The sequence below is a fragment of the Streptomyces sp. NPDC002232 genome (assembly GCF_042890295.1).
Lineage (GTDB): Bacteria > Actinomycetota > Actinomycetes > Streptomycetales > Streptomycetaceae > Streptomyces.
The window spans coordinates 332,663-350,216 of the sequence record NZ_JBIARV010000005.1 but is presented as its reverse complement, the minus strand read 5'-3'; the positions used below and the strand labels follow the sequence as shown (position 1 = coordinate 350,216).

The following is a 17,554-nucleotide window of genomic DNA, read 5'->3' as shown; positions in this document are numbered from 1 at the left end:
GGGGCCGGATCCGGCCCCTCCCCTCCTTCCGTCGCTCGTCCTCAGGCGCCGATGGCGTGGACTCCGCCGTCGACGTGCACGATCTCCCCGGTGGTCTTGGGGAACCACGGGGAGAGCAGGGCGACCACCGCGCGCGCCGTGGGCTCGGGGTCCGCGAGGTCCCAGCCGAGCGGTGCCCGCGTGGTCCACACCTCGCGGAAGGTCTCGAAGCCGGGGATGGACTTGGCCGCCATCGTCTTGATCGGCCCGGCCGCGACCAGGTTGCAGCGGATGCCGTGCGGGCCGAGGTCCCGGGCGAGGTAGCGCGAGGTGGACTCCAGCGCCGCCTTGGCCACACCCATCCAGTCGTACGCGGGCCAGGCGATCTTGGCGTCGAAGTCCAGGCCGACGATGGCGCCGCCGTCCTCCTTCATGAGCGGAAGACAGGCCATGGCCAGCGACTTGAGGGAGTACGCGGACACCTCGACCGCGGTCGCCACGGACTCCCATCCGGTGCTCAGGAAGTGGCCGCCGAGGGCGTCCTGCGGAGCGAAGGCGATGGAGTGCACCACCCCGTCGAGCCGTGCGTCGCCTCCGACCTCCTGCCGGATCCGGTCGGCGAGGCTCGCCAGGTGGTCCGGGTTCTGCACGTCGAGTTCGAGCACCGGAGCCGGCTCCGGCAGCCGCTTGGCGATGCGCTCCACCAGGCTCAGGCGGCCGTAGCCGGTGAGCACCACCTCGGCGCCCTGCTCCTGGGCGAGCCGCGCCGTGTGGAAGGCGATCGACGACTCCATCAGGACCCCGGTCACCAGGACGCGCCGGCCCGCGAGAATGCCGCTCACTGCGCCGCCTCCGTCGCGAGGTCGTTCCCCTGCCGCCCGGCGCCGACGGACACGAAGTCCACGACCTCCCGGACGACCCGGGGCGCGCCGATGATCCGGCGGTGCCCCAGCCGCTCCGTGGTCACCAGCCGCGCGTGGTCGCCGAAGGCGGCCAGGACCCGGCGGGCGTGCGGGGGGTCGACCATGTCGTCGTCATCGTCGTGGATCACCAGGATGGGGACGCTCACCTCGTCGGCCCCGGCGAAGACGGAGAACCGGTGCCAGATGTTCTCCTCGTCCGGGAACATCTCGCGCTCGATGCGCCCGCGCAGCTCGTCCTTGAGCTTGTCGCGCAGTCCCAGCTGCTCGCAGAACTTGTCGACCAGGTAGGCGAATTCCGGTACAGGGCTGATCGCCGCGATCCGTCCGACGCGCAGTCCGTGCTGCATCGAGAGGAACGTCGCGGTGACGCCGAGGGAGTGGGCGACGACCGCCTCGAAGTCCCCGTGCTCGCGGTGCAGCCGGGTGATGATCTTCAGGTACTCGGCGATGTTGGTGGTGCGGCCCGTGGAGTCGCCGTGACCGGGCGCGTCGAAGCTGACCGGGCTGTAGCCCAGCTCGACCAGTTCGCCGATGATCTTCGCGAAGCGCGAGGCGCGCGACTCCCAGCCGTGCACGACGAGCACCTTGCGCGCGCCGTCGCCCCACTCGTAGGTCACCACGGTCGAGTCGTTGAACTGGAGTTCGCCGCGCCGGGCGGTGTCGAACACCGGGGCCTCGTCGGGCCGGGGCCTGCTGCGGCCCTTGGGCATCCGGAAGAGGTTGAACGCCCCCTTGCCGGCGAGCTTGCCCGAAGCGTAGGACGTGCTGTTCAGGGCTGCACGTACAACTGCCGTAGAGCGATCCATGTCACGCGCCCTTCTGGTTCTGCCGGAGATGCGGGAGAATCTAGCACGATCGTTCGCGTATATTAATCCGTGGAACCGTCCCAGGTCGTGACCAGGAGGCATCGAGCCGTGTCCCGCCCCATCTGGAGCTCTCCCTGGCAGCCCGGCCCCGCGGCGGAGCCGTCCGGCGGCGCGGATCCGGTGACGGTGAACATCACCGAGTTCACCGCCCACCGCCCGCTGGACGCGGCCAAGGTCCTCGTCGCGGGGGTCATGCTCCGCCGGACCTGGCCCCGGACGGCCGGCGCCGTCGGCATGTGGCTCTGGATGGAGGCCGGTCCGCTGCGTCCGCGCTCGGGTTCGGTCTCCCTGTGGCGCGACCGCGCCCGGCTCCAGGACTTCGTCGGCAGGCCGGACCACCTGCGGATCGTGCGCGCCTTCCGGGACAAGGGCGATCTGCGCTCCGCCACCTGGACCTCGTCCGAATCCCGCCCGGACGTGCTCTGGGGTCCGGTGCACCGGATCCTGTCCGGTCTTGACCCCTGGCCCCTCGGGCCGGAAGTTCCGGAGGAGGGGGTCGCCGGCCCATGAAAGTAAACGTACGGTCGTGCTACTGTCTGCTCGGTCTGCACTCCCGCTCTGGAGGATGACGTGTCTCTCTCGCCCGTGGCCGGCGGCCAGGACCGCTACCCCGGCCCCAACCAGCGATTCAAGGACGACCTCGACCGCCTGATCGACGAGCTTCTGATGCCGTCCTTCACCGGCGAACCGCAGGGCCCGCCCCACGGGTCCGCCCCGCTCACCGCAGCCCGGCCCGCCCCCGACGGACAGGGCGACGGCTGAAGACGCCGCCCGAGAAGGAGCCGCATGGACATCCTGGACCTCGACCGCACCGCCGTCCTGGAGACGGTCCGTCTCCTGGAACACGTACAGCCCGAGGACTGGGAACGCCCCACCCCGTGCGACGGCTGGAACCTCCGCCGCCTGGTGGCCCACATGGCGGGACAGCACCACGGGTTCGCGGCCGCGGCCTCCGGCGGCGGCGCGGACCTCGCCGTCTGGCGGGACAAGCCCCTCGGTGACGACGGCCTGGCCGTCTACCGGGAGTCGGCCGACCTGGTCCTCGGACGGTTCGCCGAACACGGCATCCTGACACGGGAGTTCTCCCTCCCGGAGATCAGCACCGACCTCAAGTTCCCCGCCACCGTCGCCATCGGCTTCCACTTCCTGGACTACGTCGTGCACGGCTGGGACGTGGCCAGGACCCTCGGCATCGAGCTGGACCTGGCCGAGGAGACCGCGGAGGCCGCCCTGCTCTTCGCCCTGAGGGTCCCCGACGACGAACGGCGCCATCGCCCCGCGGCACAGTTCGCGCCCGCCCTGCCCACCGGCCCCGGCACGGGGTCGCTCGACCTCGCCCTCGCCGCGCTCGGCCGGTCACCCGACTGGTCCGCACCGACCGACCCGACCTCGCAGAAGGAATCCCGTGACCGCTGACCTCAGGGCCCACATCGCCCGCCGCCTGGAACTGACCGAGGACGAGGTGTTCGACGGCCGTCCGCTGTCCGCCGTCCTCGTCGCCTCTCCGGTGGCCATCAACTCCATCGACCTGCTCGACGCGTTCGCGGGCGCCCTCGCCGACGTCGGTCTCGACGACGACGTCGAGCTGCCCACGATGACGCTGGACCACACCGCCGGCGACGTCGTGGCGGCCCTGTCCGGCCAGCTCGAATCCGCTCCCTCCTCCTGAACGGAAGGCGTGTACCCGTGCTCATCATGACCGACATCGTCAGTGAGCTCCGCGCCGGAGCGACCATCAGCGATGTGCTGCGCGCCCAGCAGAGCTACCACGAGTATCGCCGCTGGTCGACCGACGAGCTCTTCGACGGCCGCAGGCTCGACCGGCCGGCCCCCGAGGACCGGGCCGCCCTCTGGCACGCGGCCCGTGCCGAGCTGACCACCCAGCCCGCCGGGATCCGGCTGGCCGTCGACGGCGTCAAGCTCGCCCACGAGCTCCGCGAGTCCAACCCGCTCGGCGCCGATGTCCTGCACATCGCCGCCGCCTGGTCGGCCCGCTACTGGCTGGAGGAGGAGGCCCACCACGAGGTCTCCTTCGGCCGCCTCATGGAGATGGCGGGGGTCGACCCGATCGGCCACGACGAGGTCGTCGACCACCGGGGCCCGTTCCCCACCGACAACTACGCCCGGGTCTGCGTCCTCCAGGCCTGCGTGGAGATCGAGGCCTGCGTCTCGTACGGATTCGTCTCCCGCACCACCGAGGACCCCCTCGTCCGCGACGTCTTCCACACGGTCATGAAGGACGAGGTGCAGCACCGCCAGTACTTCGTGTCCTTCGCCAAGGCCCTCGTGGAGTCCGGGGTGTACCCCATCAAGGACGTCCTCTCCATGGCGTACACCTGGATCCGTCCCGACGGGGGCGAGACCTACGGCTCCTCCCGCGAGGCCCAGACCGACCGGCAGGGATACGTCAACTGGTGGGAGCACCTGCGCGGCGGCGAGGAGGAGTTCGGCCTCGGCGACGTCGCGCTGCACGAGGGCTCGGTGCATTCCAGGAAGCTCAGCAGTGTCTTCGCGCTGGTCCGCGAGGCCACCGGGATCGCCGTCACGTCGTATGAGGACCTCAAGCGTGCCTACTTCGCCAGCCTTCGGACGAACGATGTCGACCGGATTCGATCTGCAGTCCGTCGAGGAGCTGAGAAGGAAGCCGCACTTGCTCGATAGCGGTGCGCTGTTCACCGCCGCCGAGCGCGCGTACGTCCGCGACCGGCCCGACCCGTACGCCTCCCTGGCCGGCCTGTTCTCGGCCAAGGAGGCCTGCGTGAAGGCGCTGAGCGCCATGGGCGGAGCGCCGGGCCACACCTTTCCCGACATCGAGGTCGTGCACGGCCCCGCGGGCCAGCCCCGGATCCGCCCCCACGGCCCCCTCGCCGCGTGGGTGCGGGAACGCCGCCTCGCCGTCGAACTGTCCATCAGCCACACCGGCGGCCTGGCGGGCGCCGTCGTCGTACTCCTCGCCGCTCCGCCGGAGGGGCCGGGGAGAGAAGGGACGGCTGCCGCATGACCAGCGACGGCACGGCGGTCACCGCCGCACCGCCCGGACTCGTGGAGCACACCGTCGAAGTGGGGCTGCGCCCCAACGACTTCGACTGGGCCGGGCACCTGAACAACAGCGTCTTCCCCCAGCTCCTGGAGTCCGGGCGCTGGGAGTGGGGGCTCGCCAACGGGGTCGACCTGCGCGACAGCACCCTGGTCGCGGTCGTGCTCCAGCTCCGGCTCGACTACCTGAAGGCGGTCGACTGGGATCCGGTGGGCCGCCTCCGGATCCGCACCTCGCTCGCCGGGCAGACCCCGTACAGCTTCACCCTCGCCCAGGACGTGCTCCTGGCCGACGGCACGGTGGCGGCCCGGGGCCAGGTGCGGCTCGGGCTTGTGGACCGGGAGACCAAGGCGATCCACCGGGTCGACCTCCGGGGGCGGGCGTCATGACCGCGCGCACCCTGGGCGAGGCCGTCGCCGCGCAGTCCGGCCGCACGGGGGCGCACGTCGTCTTCGGCACCTCCGCGAAACGGGAGACGCTCGGCTACCCCGAGTTCAACGAGCAGGTCGCGGCCGCCGCGGGCGGCTTCGCCGAGCAGGGCGTGCGGCCGGGGGACCGGGTGATGATCCGCGTCGAGAGCACCCGCGAGGCGGTCGTCGCGCTCCTGGGCCTGGTCCACCTGGGGGCGGTGCCCGTCTCGGTGAAGCCGAAGGTGCCCGGGGCCATCACCCGGCAGTACCTCGCCATGGTGGTCCGGCAGCAGGGGATCCGGCACACCTTCCGGATCCCCGGGCAGGGACTGCGCGAACTGGACCTCGTCCCGCGCCCGGGCGTGGTGCGCGAGCCGGCCGCCGCCGCTGCGGAGGACCTCGCGTTCGTCCAGTACACCAGCGGCTCCACCGGCATGCCCCGGCCGATCCCGCTCAGCCACCGGGCGCTGCTCGGCAACGTCGAGGCCATCCGCGGCGTCTCCGGGATGAAGCACGGGCACGCCGGGCTCATCGCCCTGCCGCTCCACCACGACATGGGCCTGGTCGGCGTGCTGACCTCGCTGGTGCACGGCATCGACCTGGTCGTCGAGGGCTCCGGCACGTTCCTGCGCCGCCCCATGGCGGCGCTCCAGCTGCTGCGCGACACGGAGAGCGTCCACAGCGCGCTGCCCGACTTCATGCTGAGGTACCTCGCGGCGCGGATCGGCGAGACGGCCCGGCAGGGCACCCGCGACCCGGAGCTGTTCGCCGCCTGGCGCACCGTCTTCTGCGGGGCGGAGCCGATCCGCCGACGCACGGTCGACACCTTCCTGGACGCGGTCCGCCCCTGGGGGTTCGACCCGACCTCGCTGGTGTTCTGCTATGGGCTGGCCGAAGCGACCCTGATGGCCACCTCGCACCGCTACGTGGACGCCGCCACCAGCTTCTCGGCCGCCGGCGCCGTCGGGGCGGCCTGCCTCGGCGGCCCCATCCCCGGCCTGGACCTGCGGATCGTCGACGAGTCGGGGCGGGACTGCGCGCCCGGCGCGACCGGCGCGGTGCAGCTGCGCGGACCCACCCTGTTCGACGGCTACGACGGGGCGACCGACCACCGCACCTCCTGGTTCGACACCGGTGACCTGGGACACGTGCGCGCCGGGCGGCTCTATCTGAGCGGCCGGCGCGGCGACCGGATCTCCGTGAACGGCGTCAACGTGTTCGCCACCGACATCGAGCAGGTGGTGGCGGCCCAGGAACCGGTGGCCGAGGCCGTGGTCCTGCCGCACGGGGAGTCCTTCGTCGTCCTCGTCGTGCCCGAGCGGGCGCGGACCGTCGACCCCGCGCGGGTCGCGGCGGGGATCGCCGCCGACTTCGGGGTCGCGCCGCACTCCGTCGTCGAGGTCCCGCGCAGCGCCATCACCCGCACGGCCAGCGGCAAACCCGCCCGCACCCACATGACCGAACAGTTCGAGAAGGGACTGCTATGACCCCCACCGGCACCCGGCCGCGCATCGGGATCGCCATCGCCTCCGGGATGCTCAAGGGCGTGTTCGGGCACGGCGTGCTCTCCGCCTTCGAGGAGCGCGGACTGCGGGCCGAGGTGTACGGCACGGCCTCGTCCGCCGTGCTCTCCGGCGGGCTCGCCGCGGTGGGCCGGGCGCGTGCGACGGGCGTGGCCTACTGGCACCAGGCCGCGGCGGGAGCCGCAGGAAAGGGCATGAGCCAGGTCGTCCTGAGCAGCATCGAGGAGTACGGTCCGACGCTGCGGGACGGCCTCTTCCGCGCCGGAGCGCCCGAGTTCCTCCTGGCCACCAGCAGGGTCACCAATCCCGCGGCGGCCGAGATCACCCAGGGGCCGGGGGCGAAGGAGCTGGGCCGGCAGCTGCTGCGGAACATCTTCACGGGGGACCGGACCTGGGTCGAGGAGAACCTGGCGGCCGAGGTGTTCTCCTCGTACGCCGACGCCTCCTCGTACGCTTCCTCGGACGCCGACGACGACGCGCATGCCGACGCCGACGCCCGGGGCGGGCGGCCGAGGCTGACGCCGGAGAACTTCGACGCCGTGTCGTACGCCTCCACCCGCATGATGCACGCCTGGTCCGTACCGGCCGAGGTCGGCGGCGAGGCCTACGTCGACGCCTCGTACACCTGCGCCTGTCCGGCCCGCGAGGTCGCGGCCACGGGCGTGAGCGAGCTGATCGTGATCGGCGCCGACCCCTTCCCGGTCTTCCGCGACATCTACGCCTCGGAGGAGATCGTCGACGGATCCACCCTCGACGGAGCCACCGTGCGGGTGATCAGGCCGGAGGACGACCTCAAGGTGCTGGGCGTCGACTACGCGGCCGCCTCCCCGGAGGGGCTGACCGGCGCCTACGAGCTCGGACTCGCCGCCGGTCACCGCTTCGCCGATCTGCGTCCCGGTCTCCTCGACCCGGCCGGGACCCAGGGCAAGTAGGACCGGCCTCGTCCGCCTGGCCGCCCCCGGATCTCACTGACTGTCACCGGCCCGTTGCGGATGCGACGGCCGGGACACCGGGTCCGACGGCCCGCGCGGGCGCGGATCCAGGGCTCGGGGGAGTGCGGGACGGGTGCGGCGCGGAGGCCGGCCGGGGTGGGCCGGGTACCGCACGCATCCCCCCAGAAGCGAGTGGACCGGACGTACCGCCCTCCTCCGAAGGATTCCGGTCAGGGCGATTTCCGCAGAGGGCGGGGGTGCGAGGGCGCCTCCGCCCTCTTCCGTTCCGGCCCGGCACCGACCCTTCCGCGCCACGAGATCGACTTTCGGCCGATCGTTCTCGGCCTGTCCGGCGAGGGGCGATACCGGCCCGGCCCGGTGTGCGGGTAAGTTTGCCAACTGCGCACCGCACATGAATGGTTGACGACTACAGTGTGTGGTCGATGATCATCGATAGGCTGATCGAACGTCCGTAGAACACCTCCCCCCGTAGGCCCCCGAAGACCCCCGTAGACCCCGGCAGAACACCCCCGCAGTACGCCGATTCCTGGGCACGTACCAAGGACACTCATGTCTCAACTTCGCGCACCCGCCTCGCGGTCCGATCGACGCGAGGGCGGACGGCACGGCCGGCCGGGCGCCCGCTCCGCCACCGGCAGCCACAGCGACTCCCCGGCGCACGCCTCCGCGCCGCTCTCCGCGGACATCCGCATACGCCCCCAACTCCTGCGCACCTCCGTGCTCCCCGCCGTCGCGGTGGCCCTCGGTGGCGCGGCGGCCGTCCTCTTCACCCTCCGCTCCACGGGCGCCAGCCCCACCCCCGGGCTGTGGGCCGCGCTCACCGGAGCCGCCGCCCTCACCGTCGCCTCCGTGACGGCCGCCGCGCTCGGCGCGGACCGGGCCGCCAAGGCCGTGCTGGACCGCTGCAACGCCCTGCGGCGCGCCAGCGCGCACGGCCAGAACGAACTCCGTACGGTCGTCGAACAGTTGCGCAGGGGGGAGGGGCCCCCGCCCCGCCCCGCTCAGCCGACCGGCACCGCCACAGGTGACGAATTCGACCTCCTGTCGCAGGAACTGACGCGCTCTCACGAGGCCGCCGTCGCGGCCGTCGTCCAGGCGTCCCGGCTCTCCAGCAGCGTCGGCAACGAACAGAAGGTCGAGGTCTTCGTCAACCTCGCCCGGCGCCTCCAGTCCCTGGTCCACCGCGAGATCCAGCTGCTCGACGAGCTGGAGAACGAGGTCGAGGACCCGGAGCTGCTCAAGGGCCTGTTCCACGTCGACCACCTGGCCACCCGCATCCGCCGCCACGCCGAGAACCTCGCCGTGCTCGGCGGCGCCATCTCCCGCCGCCAGTGGTCGAACCCGGTCACCATGACCGAGGTGCTGCGCTCCTCCATCGCCGAGGTCGAGCAGTACCCGCGGGTGAAGCTGGTCCCCCCGATCGACGGTACGCTCCGGGGCCATGCCGTGGCCGACGTCATCCACCTCCTCGCCGAACTCGTCGAGAACGCGACGCTGTTCTCCGCGCCGCACACCACGGTGCTGCTGCGCGCCCAGTACGTCACGGCCGGGCTCGCGATCGAGGTCGAGGACCGGGGCCTCGGCATGCCCGTCACCGAGCAGAACAAGATGAACGCCCTGCTCGCCGACCCCGACCAGGTCAACGTCGCCCACCTGCTCCAGGACGGCCGCATCGGACTCTTCGTCGTCTCGGCGCTCGCCCGCCGGCACGGCATCGCCGTCCGCCTCCAGTCCAACATCTACGGCGGCGTCCAGGCCGTCCTCGTGCTCCCGCAGGGCCTCCTCGGCTCCGACCCCGAGGGCCTCGCCCAGCACGAGCGCCAGGCCGCCGCGACGGCGGGCTCCTCGGCGATCCCGCCCGGCCAGGTGCAGTTGCAGCCCCAGCCCGCGGTCGCGCCCCCCGCGACGACCCCGAGCCACACCCCGGCTCCGGCCCCCCTGCCGAACCCGGCACCGGCCCCGGCCCCGGTCGCGGCACACGCCGCCGCGGGCCTCCCCGCCGGCCACCAGCCCGGCGCACCGGCCACCGCACCGGCGGCGGCCATGGCCTCGGGCACCCTGGGCGGAACGGGCGCCATCGGAGGAACGGGCGCCCCGGGCGGCGCGAACGCCACGAGCGGCCCCCTGGGCGGGTCGAGCGCCCTGAGCGGGACGGGCGCCATGAACGGGTCGCCCGCCGCCGGCCCCGTACCGCCGTCCCCGGCCTCGCCGTCCTTCCCGTCCTCGCCGTCCCCGGAGCGGGCCCCCGCCCGTCACGAGGACACGCAGGTGCTCGGCGTCTACAACGGCGCGTACGGGAACCCCGGCCACGCCCCCGCGGCACCGGCCCAGCCGGCCGGCCACGCACCCGCGGGCCCGCCGGAGCACCTGCTCTCGCCGCTCCCCCCGGCCCCCCGTGCCGAGGCCTCCGGCCGGCCCCTGCTCCCCAAGCGTCGCGCCCAGGAGCACCTCGTCCCGCAGCTGCGCGACGAGCCCGCGACCCGCAAGACGGAGGAGCACGCCCTGCACGACCCGGGCCTGATGGCCGCCTTCCAGCGCGGCATCGGCCTCGCCGAATCCCAGCCCGCCCCCCATGAATCGCTGCGTCCCGGTGACGCGCACAAGGAGTAGATCACCATGGCGAGCAATGTGCCGACCGGCCATTCCTCGGACCTCGACTGGCTGCTCAGCGGCCTGGTCCAGCGGGTCCCGTACACCCGCAACGCCGTCCTGCTCTCCTCCGACGGTCTCGTGAAATCCGTGCACGGCCTCGACCCCGACGCCGCCGACCACATGGCGGCCCTCGCCTCCGGGCTCTACTCGCTCGGCCGCAGCGCGGGCGCCCGGTTCGGCGACGGCGGTGAGGTCCGCCAGGTGGTCGTGGAGCTCGACTCCACCCTCCTCTTCGTCTCCACCGCGGGCTCCGGCACCTGCCTGGCCGTCCTCGCGGGGCGCGAGGCGGACGCCGCCGTCCTGGGCTACGAGATGGCGATGCTCGTCAAGAGCGTCCGGCCCTATCTGGTCACCCCCGCCCGGCAGGCCGCCGGAGCGGTGGGCGGCCTCGGGCAGTAGACGTGACGTCTCACCAGGAAGGACCCTGGCTCGACGACGCGGCCGGGCGGCTGATCCGCCCGTACACCGTGAGCGGCGGCCGGACCAAGCCCACCACCGCGCTGGACCTGCTGTCCATGGTGATGGCGACCGGGTCCACCCCCCAGGCGCACATGGGTCCCGAGCACAGCCTGGCCCTCGGGCTGTGCGACGGACCCACCTCGGTGGCCGAGATCGCGGCGCACTTACGGCTCCCGGCCGTGGTCACCAAGGTCCTGCTCTCCGACCTCGTGGACTGCGGGGCGCTGACCGCCCGCGCGCCCCGCTTCCACGCCAATCCCACCGACCGTTCCTTGCTGGAGGCAGTGCTCGATGGCCTACGACAACGGCTCTGAGCGCCACGACCGCTTCGCCACCGACCCGTTCCCCACCGCGCTCAAGATCCTGGTGGCGGGCGGATTCGGCGTGGGCAAGACGACCCTCGTGGGCGCGGTCAGCGAGATCGAACCGCTGAGCACCGAGGAGCTCCTCACCTCGGTCAGCGCGGCCACCGACAGCCTGGAGGGCGTGGAGTCCAAGACCACGACCACCGTGGCCATGGACTTCGGCCGCATCACGCTCGACGACCGCCACGTCCTGTACCTCTTCGGGACCCCGGGCCAGGAGCGCTTCTGGTTCATGTGGGACGAGCTCTCCGAGGGAGCGCTCGGGGCGGTCGTCCTCGCCGACACCCGCAGGCTCCAGGAGTGCTTCTCCGCCGTGGACTTCTTCGAGCGGCGGGGCATCCAGTTCGTCGTGGCGGTCAACGAGTTCGACGGCGCCTACCGCTACGAACCCGACGAGATCCGCTCCGCCCTCGACCTCAAGCCGGAGGTGCCGGTCGTCCTCTGCGACGCCCGGATCTCCAGCTCCGGCATCCGCACCCTGCTGACCCTCGTCCAGCATCTGCTCACCACCATTCCGGACACCGTGCCGAGCTACGGAGCAACGCCATGACCTACGACCCCACCGGTCACCTCCTGCTGACCCCCATCGACAAGGAGGCGCCCGCCCGTGTGCAGCGGCTGCGCGAACTCGGTCTCGGGGAGCGGCCGGACCCGGCGTTCGACGACTTCGCCCACCGGCTCGCCGAGGTGACCGGCGCCCCGTTCTCGATGGTCAACTTCATCGACGAGAACCGCCAGTTCTTCGCGGGGCTGCACACCCCCGAGGGCACCCACTCCGGCAGCGACCTGGGCGCGACCGCCGCGGGCTCCGGCGGCGTGGGCCGCTTCATGGCCCGTGACCACGGCTACTGCCCGCACGTGGTGGTGCGGCGCAAGGCGCTCGTCCTGGAGGACGTCTGCGACTACCCGCGCTTCGCCGGGAACCCGGTCGTCGACGAGATCGGCATCCGCTCCTACATGGGGGCGCCGCTGATCGACCGTACCGGCGTCGCCCTCGGCACCATCTGCGTGGTCGACACCGACGTCCGGCCGTGGGGGCGTGCCGGTCTGGAGACGATCAAGGGGATGGCGGCGGAGCTGATGGAGCAGATCAACCGCCGTGAGGACGGCATGTTCTGACCGTCGGCGCGTGACCAGAGCCGGGAGCCCCGGTACGGCGGAGACCGTACCGGGGCTCCCGGCCGTGCGGGTGGGGTCAGACGTGCGCCGGTACCGGCTCCGGCGTGCGGACCAGCTCGGACAGCCGCTCGGACCAGCTGCCCTTGTCCTGGCCGAGGGCGACCTCCGCGAGCCGCAGGAGCTGGACGTCGGAGGTGCCGGCCGGGGCGAAGATGTGGTGGGCGTCCCGGAGGTAGCGCTCGATGGCCCGGTCGGTGAAGAGACCGGCGGCGGCGTGGATCTCCATGGCGTTGCGGCCGGAGTCGATCGCCGACTCGACGTTGACGAGCTTGGCGTTCATCAGCTCGGTGTCGCAGGAGAGGCCCTGGTCGAGCAGGTGCACGGCGTGGTACGCGGCGAGCCGGGCGGTCATCAGCCGGGACTGCATCTGCCCGAGCTTCAGCTTGACCGTCGGCAGGTCGTGGAGCGGCTTTCCGTAGCGGATGCGCTCGGAGGCGAAGCGGGTGGTCTCCTCCAGGATCGCCTGGTGGAGGCCGAGCGAGACGGCGGTGAGGTTGGCCCGCCCGTAGAGCACGCTGGAGGAGTACGCGACGGCGAGGCCGTCGCCCTCGTCGCCGAGGCGGTTGGCGGCCGGGACCCGGCAGTTCTCGAAGATCAGCTCGCCGAAGCTGAAGCCGTGGAGGCCCATGGCCTCCTGCTGGGGGCCGGTCCTGAAGCCCGGGCGATCGGATTCGACCAGGAAGGCCGTGAGCCCCTTCGATCCGGGACCGGTCCTGACCACCACACCGTGCAGATCGCCGACGTGGCTGTTGCCGACGTAGACCTTGCTGCCGTTGAGGATGTAGTCGTCGCCGTCCCGGACCGCGCTGGCGCTCATGCCGAGGACGTGCCCGCCGGACTCGGGCTCGGTGACGGCGATCGTGGGCAGGCAGGCGCCGGCGGCCACCTCCGGGAGCCAGGTCTTGCGCTGGTCGTCGCTGCCGAAGTGGACGATCTTGGCGGTGCCCAGCTGGGAGGCCTGGACCATGGCGCCCATGGCGCCGCTGACGCGGGAGAGCTCCTCGATGATGATGGTCTTGGCCAGATGGCCGGCGCCCATGCCACCGTATTCCTGGCTGATTGTCGCGCCCAGCCACCCCTGCGCGGCGATCTTGCGGGACAGCTCGTGGTGGACCGTCCGGGAGGCCTCCATCTCGGCTATCCGCGGCCGAACCTCACGCTCCGCGAAGTCACGGACGGTCTGCCTGAGCTCATGATGCAGCCGACTGCTGAAGTAGCTGTCCATGCGAGTCCTCACCTGCGAGACGCCTGTCCGGTGAGTTGTCCGGACAGGTGGTGCGTCGGCGGTGGTCCCGTCCCGAACAGGCCGACCTCATCATGGTGTTGATCTTTACGGAACGGATCAATATCGCCACCAAGTTTGTCCGAAACCGGAATGGTTGACGTTTGTTTCCGACTGTGTTTCGCGAGGTCTCGGCCTGCTCGACCCGGCTGGAAGCTTCCGCCCCGTAGGCAACTTTCTGCCACATGCCAACGGCAACGAGTGATCGGCATAGGGCGACGAGCCACCTCGTATCACCACATCCACCCCTTCCTCACCAGAAGACCGGCATTCCCGAACTCCACCCCACCTGCTCCTGCCCCGCCCGCACCCGCCCGCGACCCTCCGGCCCCCCGTTCCGCCCCGTCCCGGAGGGCGCACGGGCGCACCGCGGGCCGCCGGAGCGCGTCACGGAGCGTGAGCGCGCGACCCCGGCGCACGGGCGCCAGGAAACGCGTGCGTGACCACCGGGGAAAGTGCGGTATTGTTCTCATGCGCGTTCGGCCAGGGGAAACCCCAGGTCAGACGGGTATCGGGACGTGGCGCAGCTTGGTAGCGCACTTGACTGGGGGTCAAGGGGTCGCAGGTTCAAATCCTGTCGTCCCGACCATGCGGAAACGCTGGTCGGAGGCCGTTCTCTCTGAGGAGAGGACGGCCTTTCGTGCGTCCCGAGCGCGAAGGCCTGTGACGCGGGTCACGGGAACCCCGGGGCGGGCCGGGCCAGTGCAGAGCATGAACGTCTCCGCGCACCACTCCGCCTCGCCCGCGTCGTCCGCTGCCTCGCCCGACCTGCCCTCCGCGCCCGTCCCCGACCGCACGGCCACGCGCCGGTCCGTGCTGCGCGGGCTCGGTGTCGCGAGCGCCGCGACCGCCGCCGCCGTCTGCCTCCCGGCCGCCTCCGCCCACGCCGCGGCCCCCGGGCGCCGGACGGACGGGGCCTCCGGCACGTACGCCCTGACCCTCGTCCACCTCGGCCGCGACGGCGCGCCGACCACCGACTACCGCACCCTGCTGACCGCGCTGTCGGGACCCGACGCCGGCAGCGGCCGGGAAGTGAAGGGATCGCCCAGCACCGTCACCCTCCAGGTGCCCGCCGGCCGCTACGTGCTCGACACCACCCTCACCGCCAGGCCCGTGGGGGACGGGACCGGGGGGAACGACTGGCTCGTCCAGCCCCGGCTGGACGTCGACCGGGACACGACCGTCGTCCTCGACGCCCGGGTCGCGCGACCGGTGGACATCCGCCCGCCGGTCGACGACGCCGCGTACGCGCAGACCGGGGCGTTCACCGAGGTGACGTACGAGGGGACCACCGTCGTCGTGAACCTGCTGTCGATGTCGCTCGACCTGCGGACGGCGCACCTGGGGCCGGACGCCGAGCGGGGCTCCGTGCGGGCCTGGGTCGACACCTACTGGCGCCGGCCGGGCGGCGTCTGCGCCCTCGGCTACGCCTTCCGGGGCGAGCGCGCCCTGAACGGCCTGCTCCGGCACCCCACCGCCGCGGACCTGGCCACCCTGGTGGTACGCGCGGGGATCCCGGCCCCCGGTGCCGGAACGGGCCTCGTGGAGTTCTCGCCCTCGGCCGGCGCCTCCCCGGCCCTGGGACTGGCGCTGCCGCTGGGAGACACCGGGACCTTCCTCTTCACCCCCGAGCGCGGCGACTGGGACCTCGTCTACGGGGCGCACACCGAGGAGGAGGGGCCCGCCAACAACTACTTCGTCCTCGGGCGCTCGTTCACGCCCGGCTCCACCACGGTGCACACCTTCGACACGCCCGTCTTCGGCCCGGCCCTGGACTCCTCGCCCGGCGCCCGGCCCGTCGCGCGGCGCACCGGCGACACGCTGGACCTGATGGTCCCGCTGCTCGCCGACGGCGACGGGCACACGCCGTCCTCGCCCCTCTTCACCGCGTCGACCGTCACGCTGCACCGCAACGGGACGCTACTCGCGACCCGCCGCGGCGAGAAGCCGGGCCACGCCTCCTTCACGGTGCCGGCGGGGCGGGCCGCCTACCGGCTGACCGCGAGCGCGGCCCGACTGCGCGGAAGCGTCACGGCGGCCTGGACCTTCACCTCCGCCGCGACGGCCACCCCCACCGAACTGCCGCTGAGCGCCGTGCGCTTCGCCCCCGACCTGGCGCTCGACGGCACCGCCCCGGCCCGCACCACCGGCCGGGTGGCGGTGACGGTGGAGGGCGCGGCCCGCCGGTCGGGCGTGCGGTCGCTGGCCGTGTCCGTGTCCACGGACCGGGGCACGACCTGGACGCGGGCGACGGTGACCGGCGGACGGATCACGGTGACGACGCCGGAACCGGGCAAGGCGGTGTCGCTGCGCGCGGAGCTGACGGACGCGCAGGGCAACACCCTCACCCAGACCCACATCGACGCGTACGTGGCGCGGGCCGCCACCGGAGCGCGCTGACGCCGCGGCGCCCGGCCCGTCAGACGCGGTCCGCGCCCCCGAGGACGGCCGGACCGCAGTCCTCCGGAAGGTTCGCGACGACCAGCTCGAACGCCTCCTCCGGGGTCCGGGTCCGGCCGAGGACTCCCACGCCCTTGGGACCGCGCACCAGGAAGAGCCCGTCGGCGCCCCTCGGCCGGACCTGCCCGCCGACATGGGCGGCCGGCAGGCCCGTACACCCACTGAAGTAGATGACCCCATGGCTGACCTGGGGGAAGAGCCGGCGCAGCCGGGGCTGCGCGGAGGCCGCGCGGGCGGTCTCCGGGTCGATCAGGTCCTGGGCGTCGCCGAGGAGGAACCGCCATGCCTCCTCGACGACGTCCGCGGCGCTCCGCGCGTCGGCGTCGTCCGTCATGTCTGCGCTCTCATCTCATGTGCTTCGGAAGCTTGGAAAGGTCGGGCTTGATCTCCGGGATGTCCGGCTTGGGGACGTCGATCCTCTCATCGTTCGAGTACCAGAAGCCTTGGGTGCCACCTTCGAGGAGCAGCTCGCAATTTCCCGCAGTGCTCGGGTGCCTCGCCCTCACAGCACCGGTCGTGCCGGAGCCGGCGGAGCTGGGTACCGCCGATTCCGGCGGCGCATGCGCGCCCTGGCGGCCGTGGTGGTTTGCCTCATCGTCTTCGGCACCGACCCGGTGACGGCGGTGGCCTTGAGCGCTACCTACGCTGCGGAACCGGACCAGCCTCTGTGGAAGCCCCTGACGGGGAGTCCTCGTCCACGAACTGCGCCACGCCCACGTCGTCAGCGTGTGCGTCCTGCACCCTCTGGCCCTGGCCCCCCGTTCGACACAGACGGCAGCCCCATCAGTTCTCCTGTTCCCATGCCTCGATGATCTCGATCGGGATGCGTCCGCGTTCGGGCAGGTCATATCCGTTGGCGTTGGCCCAGTCGCGGATGACCCGTGTGCTGACAGCTGCCCGGGCCGTTGCGACTGGCGTGCTGCTTTCGAGAGCCGACGGGGTGAAGACGGGAGCGCTGTCGAGGAGATCTTTGGGGAACATGGGGACGCTTGTGGTCCCGCTGAGCACGCTGACGAGGAATTCGGTCAAGGAGCCGTTGTAGGTGAACCACGGTGCGCGCAGTGCCTCGTTGACGGCGACTGTCCACTCGTCCGGGGTGTCGGCGGGCTGGGTGACCCAGAAGAGGTAGTCCCCGTTGCCGGTGACTCCGATGGCGAGAAGGTTCTCGGGGGGGTGCGGCAGTTGCCAGGGGTTCCGGGCGGCCTGGCGGACCTCTTCGATCTGCCCACGCAGACGGGCCGGCATGGGTCCGGTCAGGTTGACCCATTCGCTGGGGGAATGCGGCTGGTAGAGGGTGATGAATCCGCCGAACTGGCCGGGCCCGTATGTGGTGATGAGGTCCTTGTAGTCCTGAGGCAGACCCCTACCCAGCGTGTCTTCTACCTGCGTCCAGTCGGGAGCGGGAGGAACGGCGGCAGGAGGTGGGCACAGTGCGGTCAGTGCGGTGAGAGAGGTCATCGGTTTCC

Annotated in this window: 20 protein-coding genes and 1 tRNA gene; 16 read left to right on the top strand and 5 right to left on the bottom strand. The window is 72.2% G+C overall.

Features of this window, described 5'->3' with window-relative positions:
- Positions 1-41: 41 nt before the first annotated feature.
- Positions 42-821, bottom strand: coding sequence for an enoyl-ACP reductase FabI (gene fabI, locus ACFYXU_RS24655; protein WP_376517288.1), 780 nt, complete (start codon positions 819-821; stop codon positions 42-44).
- Positions 818-1,612 carry an alpha/beta hydrolase gene (locus ACFYXU_RS24650; protein WP_389459974.1) on the bottom strand — a complete coding sequence of 265 codons (795 nt, stop codon included), beginning with the start codon at positions 1,610-1,612 and terminating at the stop codon, positions 818-820. The genes fabI and ACFYXU_RS24650 overlap by 4 nt, the downstream gene beginning before the upstream one ends.
- A gap of 204 nt (positions 1,613-1,816) precedes the next feature.
- Between ACFYXU_RS24650 and ACFYXU_RS24645 the strand changes: the two genes are divergently transcribed.
- The 14 genes from ACFYXU_RS24645 (at position 1,817) to ACFYXU_RS24580 (ending at position 12,286) form a co-directional block, all read left to right on the top strand.
- Positions 1,817-2,278 carry a hypothetical protein gene (locus ACFYXU_RS24645; protein ID WP_389459972.1) on the top strand — a complete coding sequence of 154 codons (462 nt, stop codon included), beginning with the start codon at positions 1,817-1,819 and terminating at the stop codon, positions 2,276-2,278.
- 60 nt (positions 2,279-2,338) lie between these two features.
- Positions 2,339-2,530, top strand: a complete 192-nt coding sequence (locus ACFYXU_RS24640) for a hypothetical protein (RefSeq protein WP_361400711.1) — start codon at positions 2,339-2,341, stop codon at positions 2,528-2,530.
- 24 nt (positions 2,531-2,554) lie between these two features.
- Positions 2,555-3,184 (top strand): TIGR03086 family metal-binding protein, encoded by a 630-nt coding sequence (locus ACFYXU_RS24635; protein WP_389406278.1) that lies wholly within the window; start codon positions 2,555-2,557, stop codon positions 3,182-3,184.
- The gene (locus ACFYXU_RS24630) at positions 3,174-3,437 is read left to right on the top strand and encodes a hypothetical protein (RefSeq protein ID WP_329853691.1); all 264 of its coding nucleotides are present in this window, start codon (positions 3,174-3,176) and stop codon (positions 3,435-3,437) included. Before ACFYXU_RS24635 ends, ACFYXU_RS24630 begins: the two co-directional genes overlap by 11 nt.
- Positions 3,438-3,454: 17 nt before the next feature.
- Positions 3,455-4,429 carry a ferritin-like domain-containing protein gene (locus tag ACFYXU_RS24625; RefSeq protein WP_329853690.1) on the top strand — a complete coding sequence of 325 codons (975 nt, stop codon included), beginning with the start codon at positions 3,455-3,457 and terminating at the stop codon, positions 4,427-4,429.
- Entirely contained in the window at positions 4,419-4,769 is a 351-nt protein-coding gene (locus tag ACFYXU_RS24620; protein WP_361400717.1) for a holo-ACP synthase, read from the top strand. Before ACFYXU_RS24625 ends, ACFYXU_RS24620 begins: the two co-directional genes overlap by 11 nt.
- Positions 4,766-5,194 carry an acyl-CoA thioesterase gene (locus ACFYXU_RS24615; protein WP_329853688.1) on the top strand — a complete coding sequence of 143 codons (429 nt, stop codon included), beginning with the start codon at positions 4,766-4,768 and terminating at the stop codon, positions 5,192-5,194. The genes ACFYXU_RS24620 and ACFYXU_RS24615 overlap by 4 nt, the downstream gene beginning before the upstream one ends.
- Positions 5,191-6,702 carry an AMP-binding protein gene (locus ACFYXU_RS24610; protein ID WP_389459969.1) on the top strand — a complete coding sequence of 504 codons (1,512 nt, stop codon included), beginning with the start codon at positions 5,191-5,193 and terminating at the stop codon, positions 6,700-6,702. Before ACFYXU_RS24615 ends, ACFYXU_RS24610 begins: the two co-directional genes overlap by 4 nt.
- Complete coding sequence (locus ACFYXU_RS24605; protein ID WP_389459967.1) at positions 6,699-7,670, top strand: hypothetical protein; 972 nt, start codon at positions 6,699-6,701, stop codon at positions 7,668-7,670. Before ACFYXU_RS24610 ends, ACFYXU_RS24605 begins: the two co-directional genes overlap by 4 nt.
- Before the next feature lie 570 nt (positions 7,671-8,240).
- Entirely contained in the window at positions 8,241-10,301 is a 2,061-nt protein-coding gene (locus ACFYXU_RS24600; protein WP_389459965.1) for a sensor histidine kinase, read from the top strand.
- Positions 10,302-10,307: 6 nt separating this feature from the next.
- Complete coding sequence (locus ACFYXU_RS24595) at positions 10,308-10,742, top strand: roadblock/LC7 domain-containing protein (protein WP_041132185.1); 435 nt, start codon at positions 10,308-10,310, stop codon at positions 10,740-10,742.
- A 2-nt stretch (positions 10,743-10,744) separates the two neighbouring features.
- Complete coding sequence (locus ACFYXU_RS24590; protein WP_189806647.1) at positions 10,745-11,116, top strand: DUF742 domain-containing protein; 372 nt, start codon at positions 10,745-10,747, stop codon at positions 11,114-11,116.
- On the top strand, positions 11,094-11,717 hold the full coding sequence (locus ACFYXU_RS24585) for an ATP/GTP-binding protein (RefSeq protein WP_376517300.1): 624 nt from the start codon (positions 11,094-11,096) through the stop codon (positions 11,715-11,717). Before ACFYXU_RS24590 ends, ACFYXU_RS24585 begins: the two co-directional genes overlap by 23 nt.
- Positions 11,714-12,286, top strand: coding sequence for a GAF domain-containing protein (locus ACFYXU_RS24580; protein ID WP_361400732.1), 573 nt, complete (start codon positions 11,714-11,716; stop codon positions 12,284-12,286). Before ACFYXU_RS24585 ends, ACFYXU_RS24580 begins: the two co-directional genes overlap by 4 nt.
- A gap of 76 nt (positions 12,287-12,362) precedes the next feature.
- Here ACFYXU_RS24580 and ACFYXU_RS24575 read toward each other — a convergent pair whose 3' ends face one another.
- Entirely contained in the window at positions 12,363-13,571 is a 1,209-nt protein-coding gene (locus tag ACFYXU_RS24575; protein ID WP_389406275.1) for an acyl-CoA dehydrogenase family protein, read from the bottom strand.
- A 569-nt stretch (positions 13,572-14,140) separates the two neighbouring features.
- Between ACFYXU_RS24575 and ACFYXU_RS24570 the strand changes: the two genes are divergently transcribed.
- Both ACFYXU_RS24570 and ACFYXU_RS24565 read left to right on the top strand, forming a co-directional pair.
- Positions 14,141-14,217 (top strand) — tRNA-Pro (locus tag ACFYXU_RS24570).
- 122 nt (positions 14,218-14,339) lie between these two features.
- Positions 14,340-16,028, top strand: a complete 1,689-nt coding sequence (locus ACFYXU_RS24565) for a serine protease (RefSeq protein WP_389459963.1) — start codon at positions 14,340-14,342, stop codon at positions 16,026-16,028.
- A gap of 19 nt (positions 16,029-16,047) precedes the next feature.
- On the opposite strand, the gene ACFYXU_RS24560 is transcribed toward ACFYXU_RS24565, so the two are convergent.
- Both ACFYXU_RS24560 and ACFYXU_RS24555 read right to left on the bottom strand, forming a co-directional pair.
- Complete coding sequence (locus ACFYXU_RS24560) at positions 16,048-16,422, bottom strand: DUF6193 family natural product biosynthesis protein (protein WP_376516742.1); 375 nt, start codon at positions 16,420-16,422, stop codon at positions 16,048-16,050.
- Between the two features lie 449 nt (positions 16,423-16,871).
- Positions 16,872-17,546 (bottom strand): histone-like nucleoid-structuring protein Lsr2, encoded by a 675-nt coding sequence (locus tag ACFYXU_RS24555; RefSeq protein WP_376516744.1) that lies wholly within the window; start codon positions 17,544-17,546, stop codon positions 16,872-16,874.
- Between the last annotated feature and the right edge of the window lie 8 nt (positions 17,547-17,554).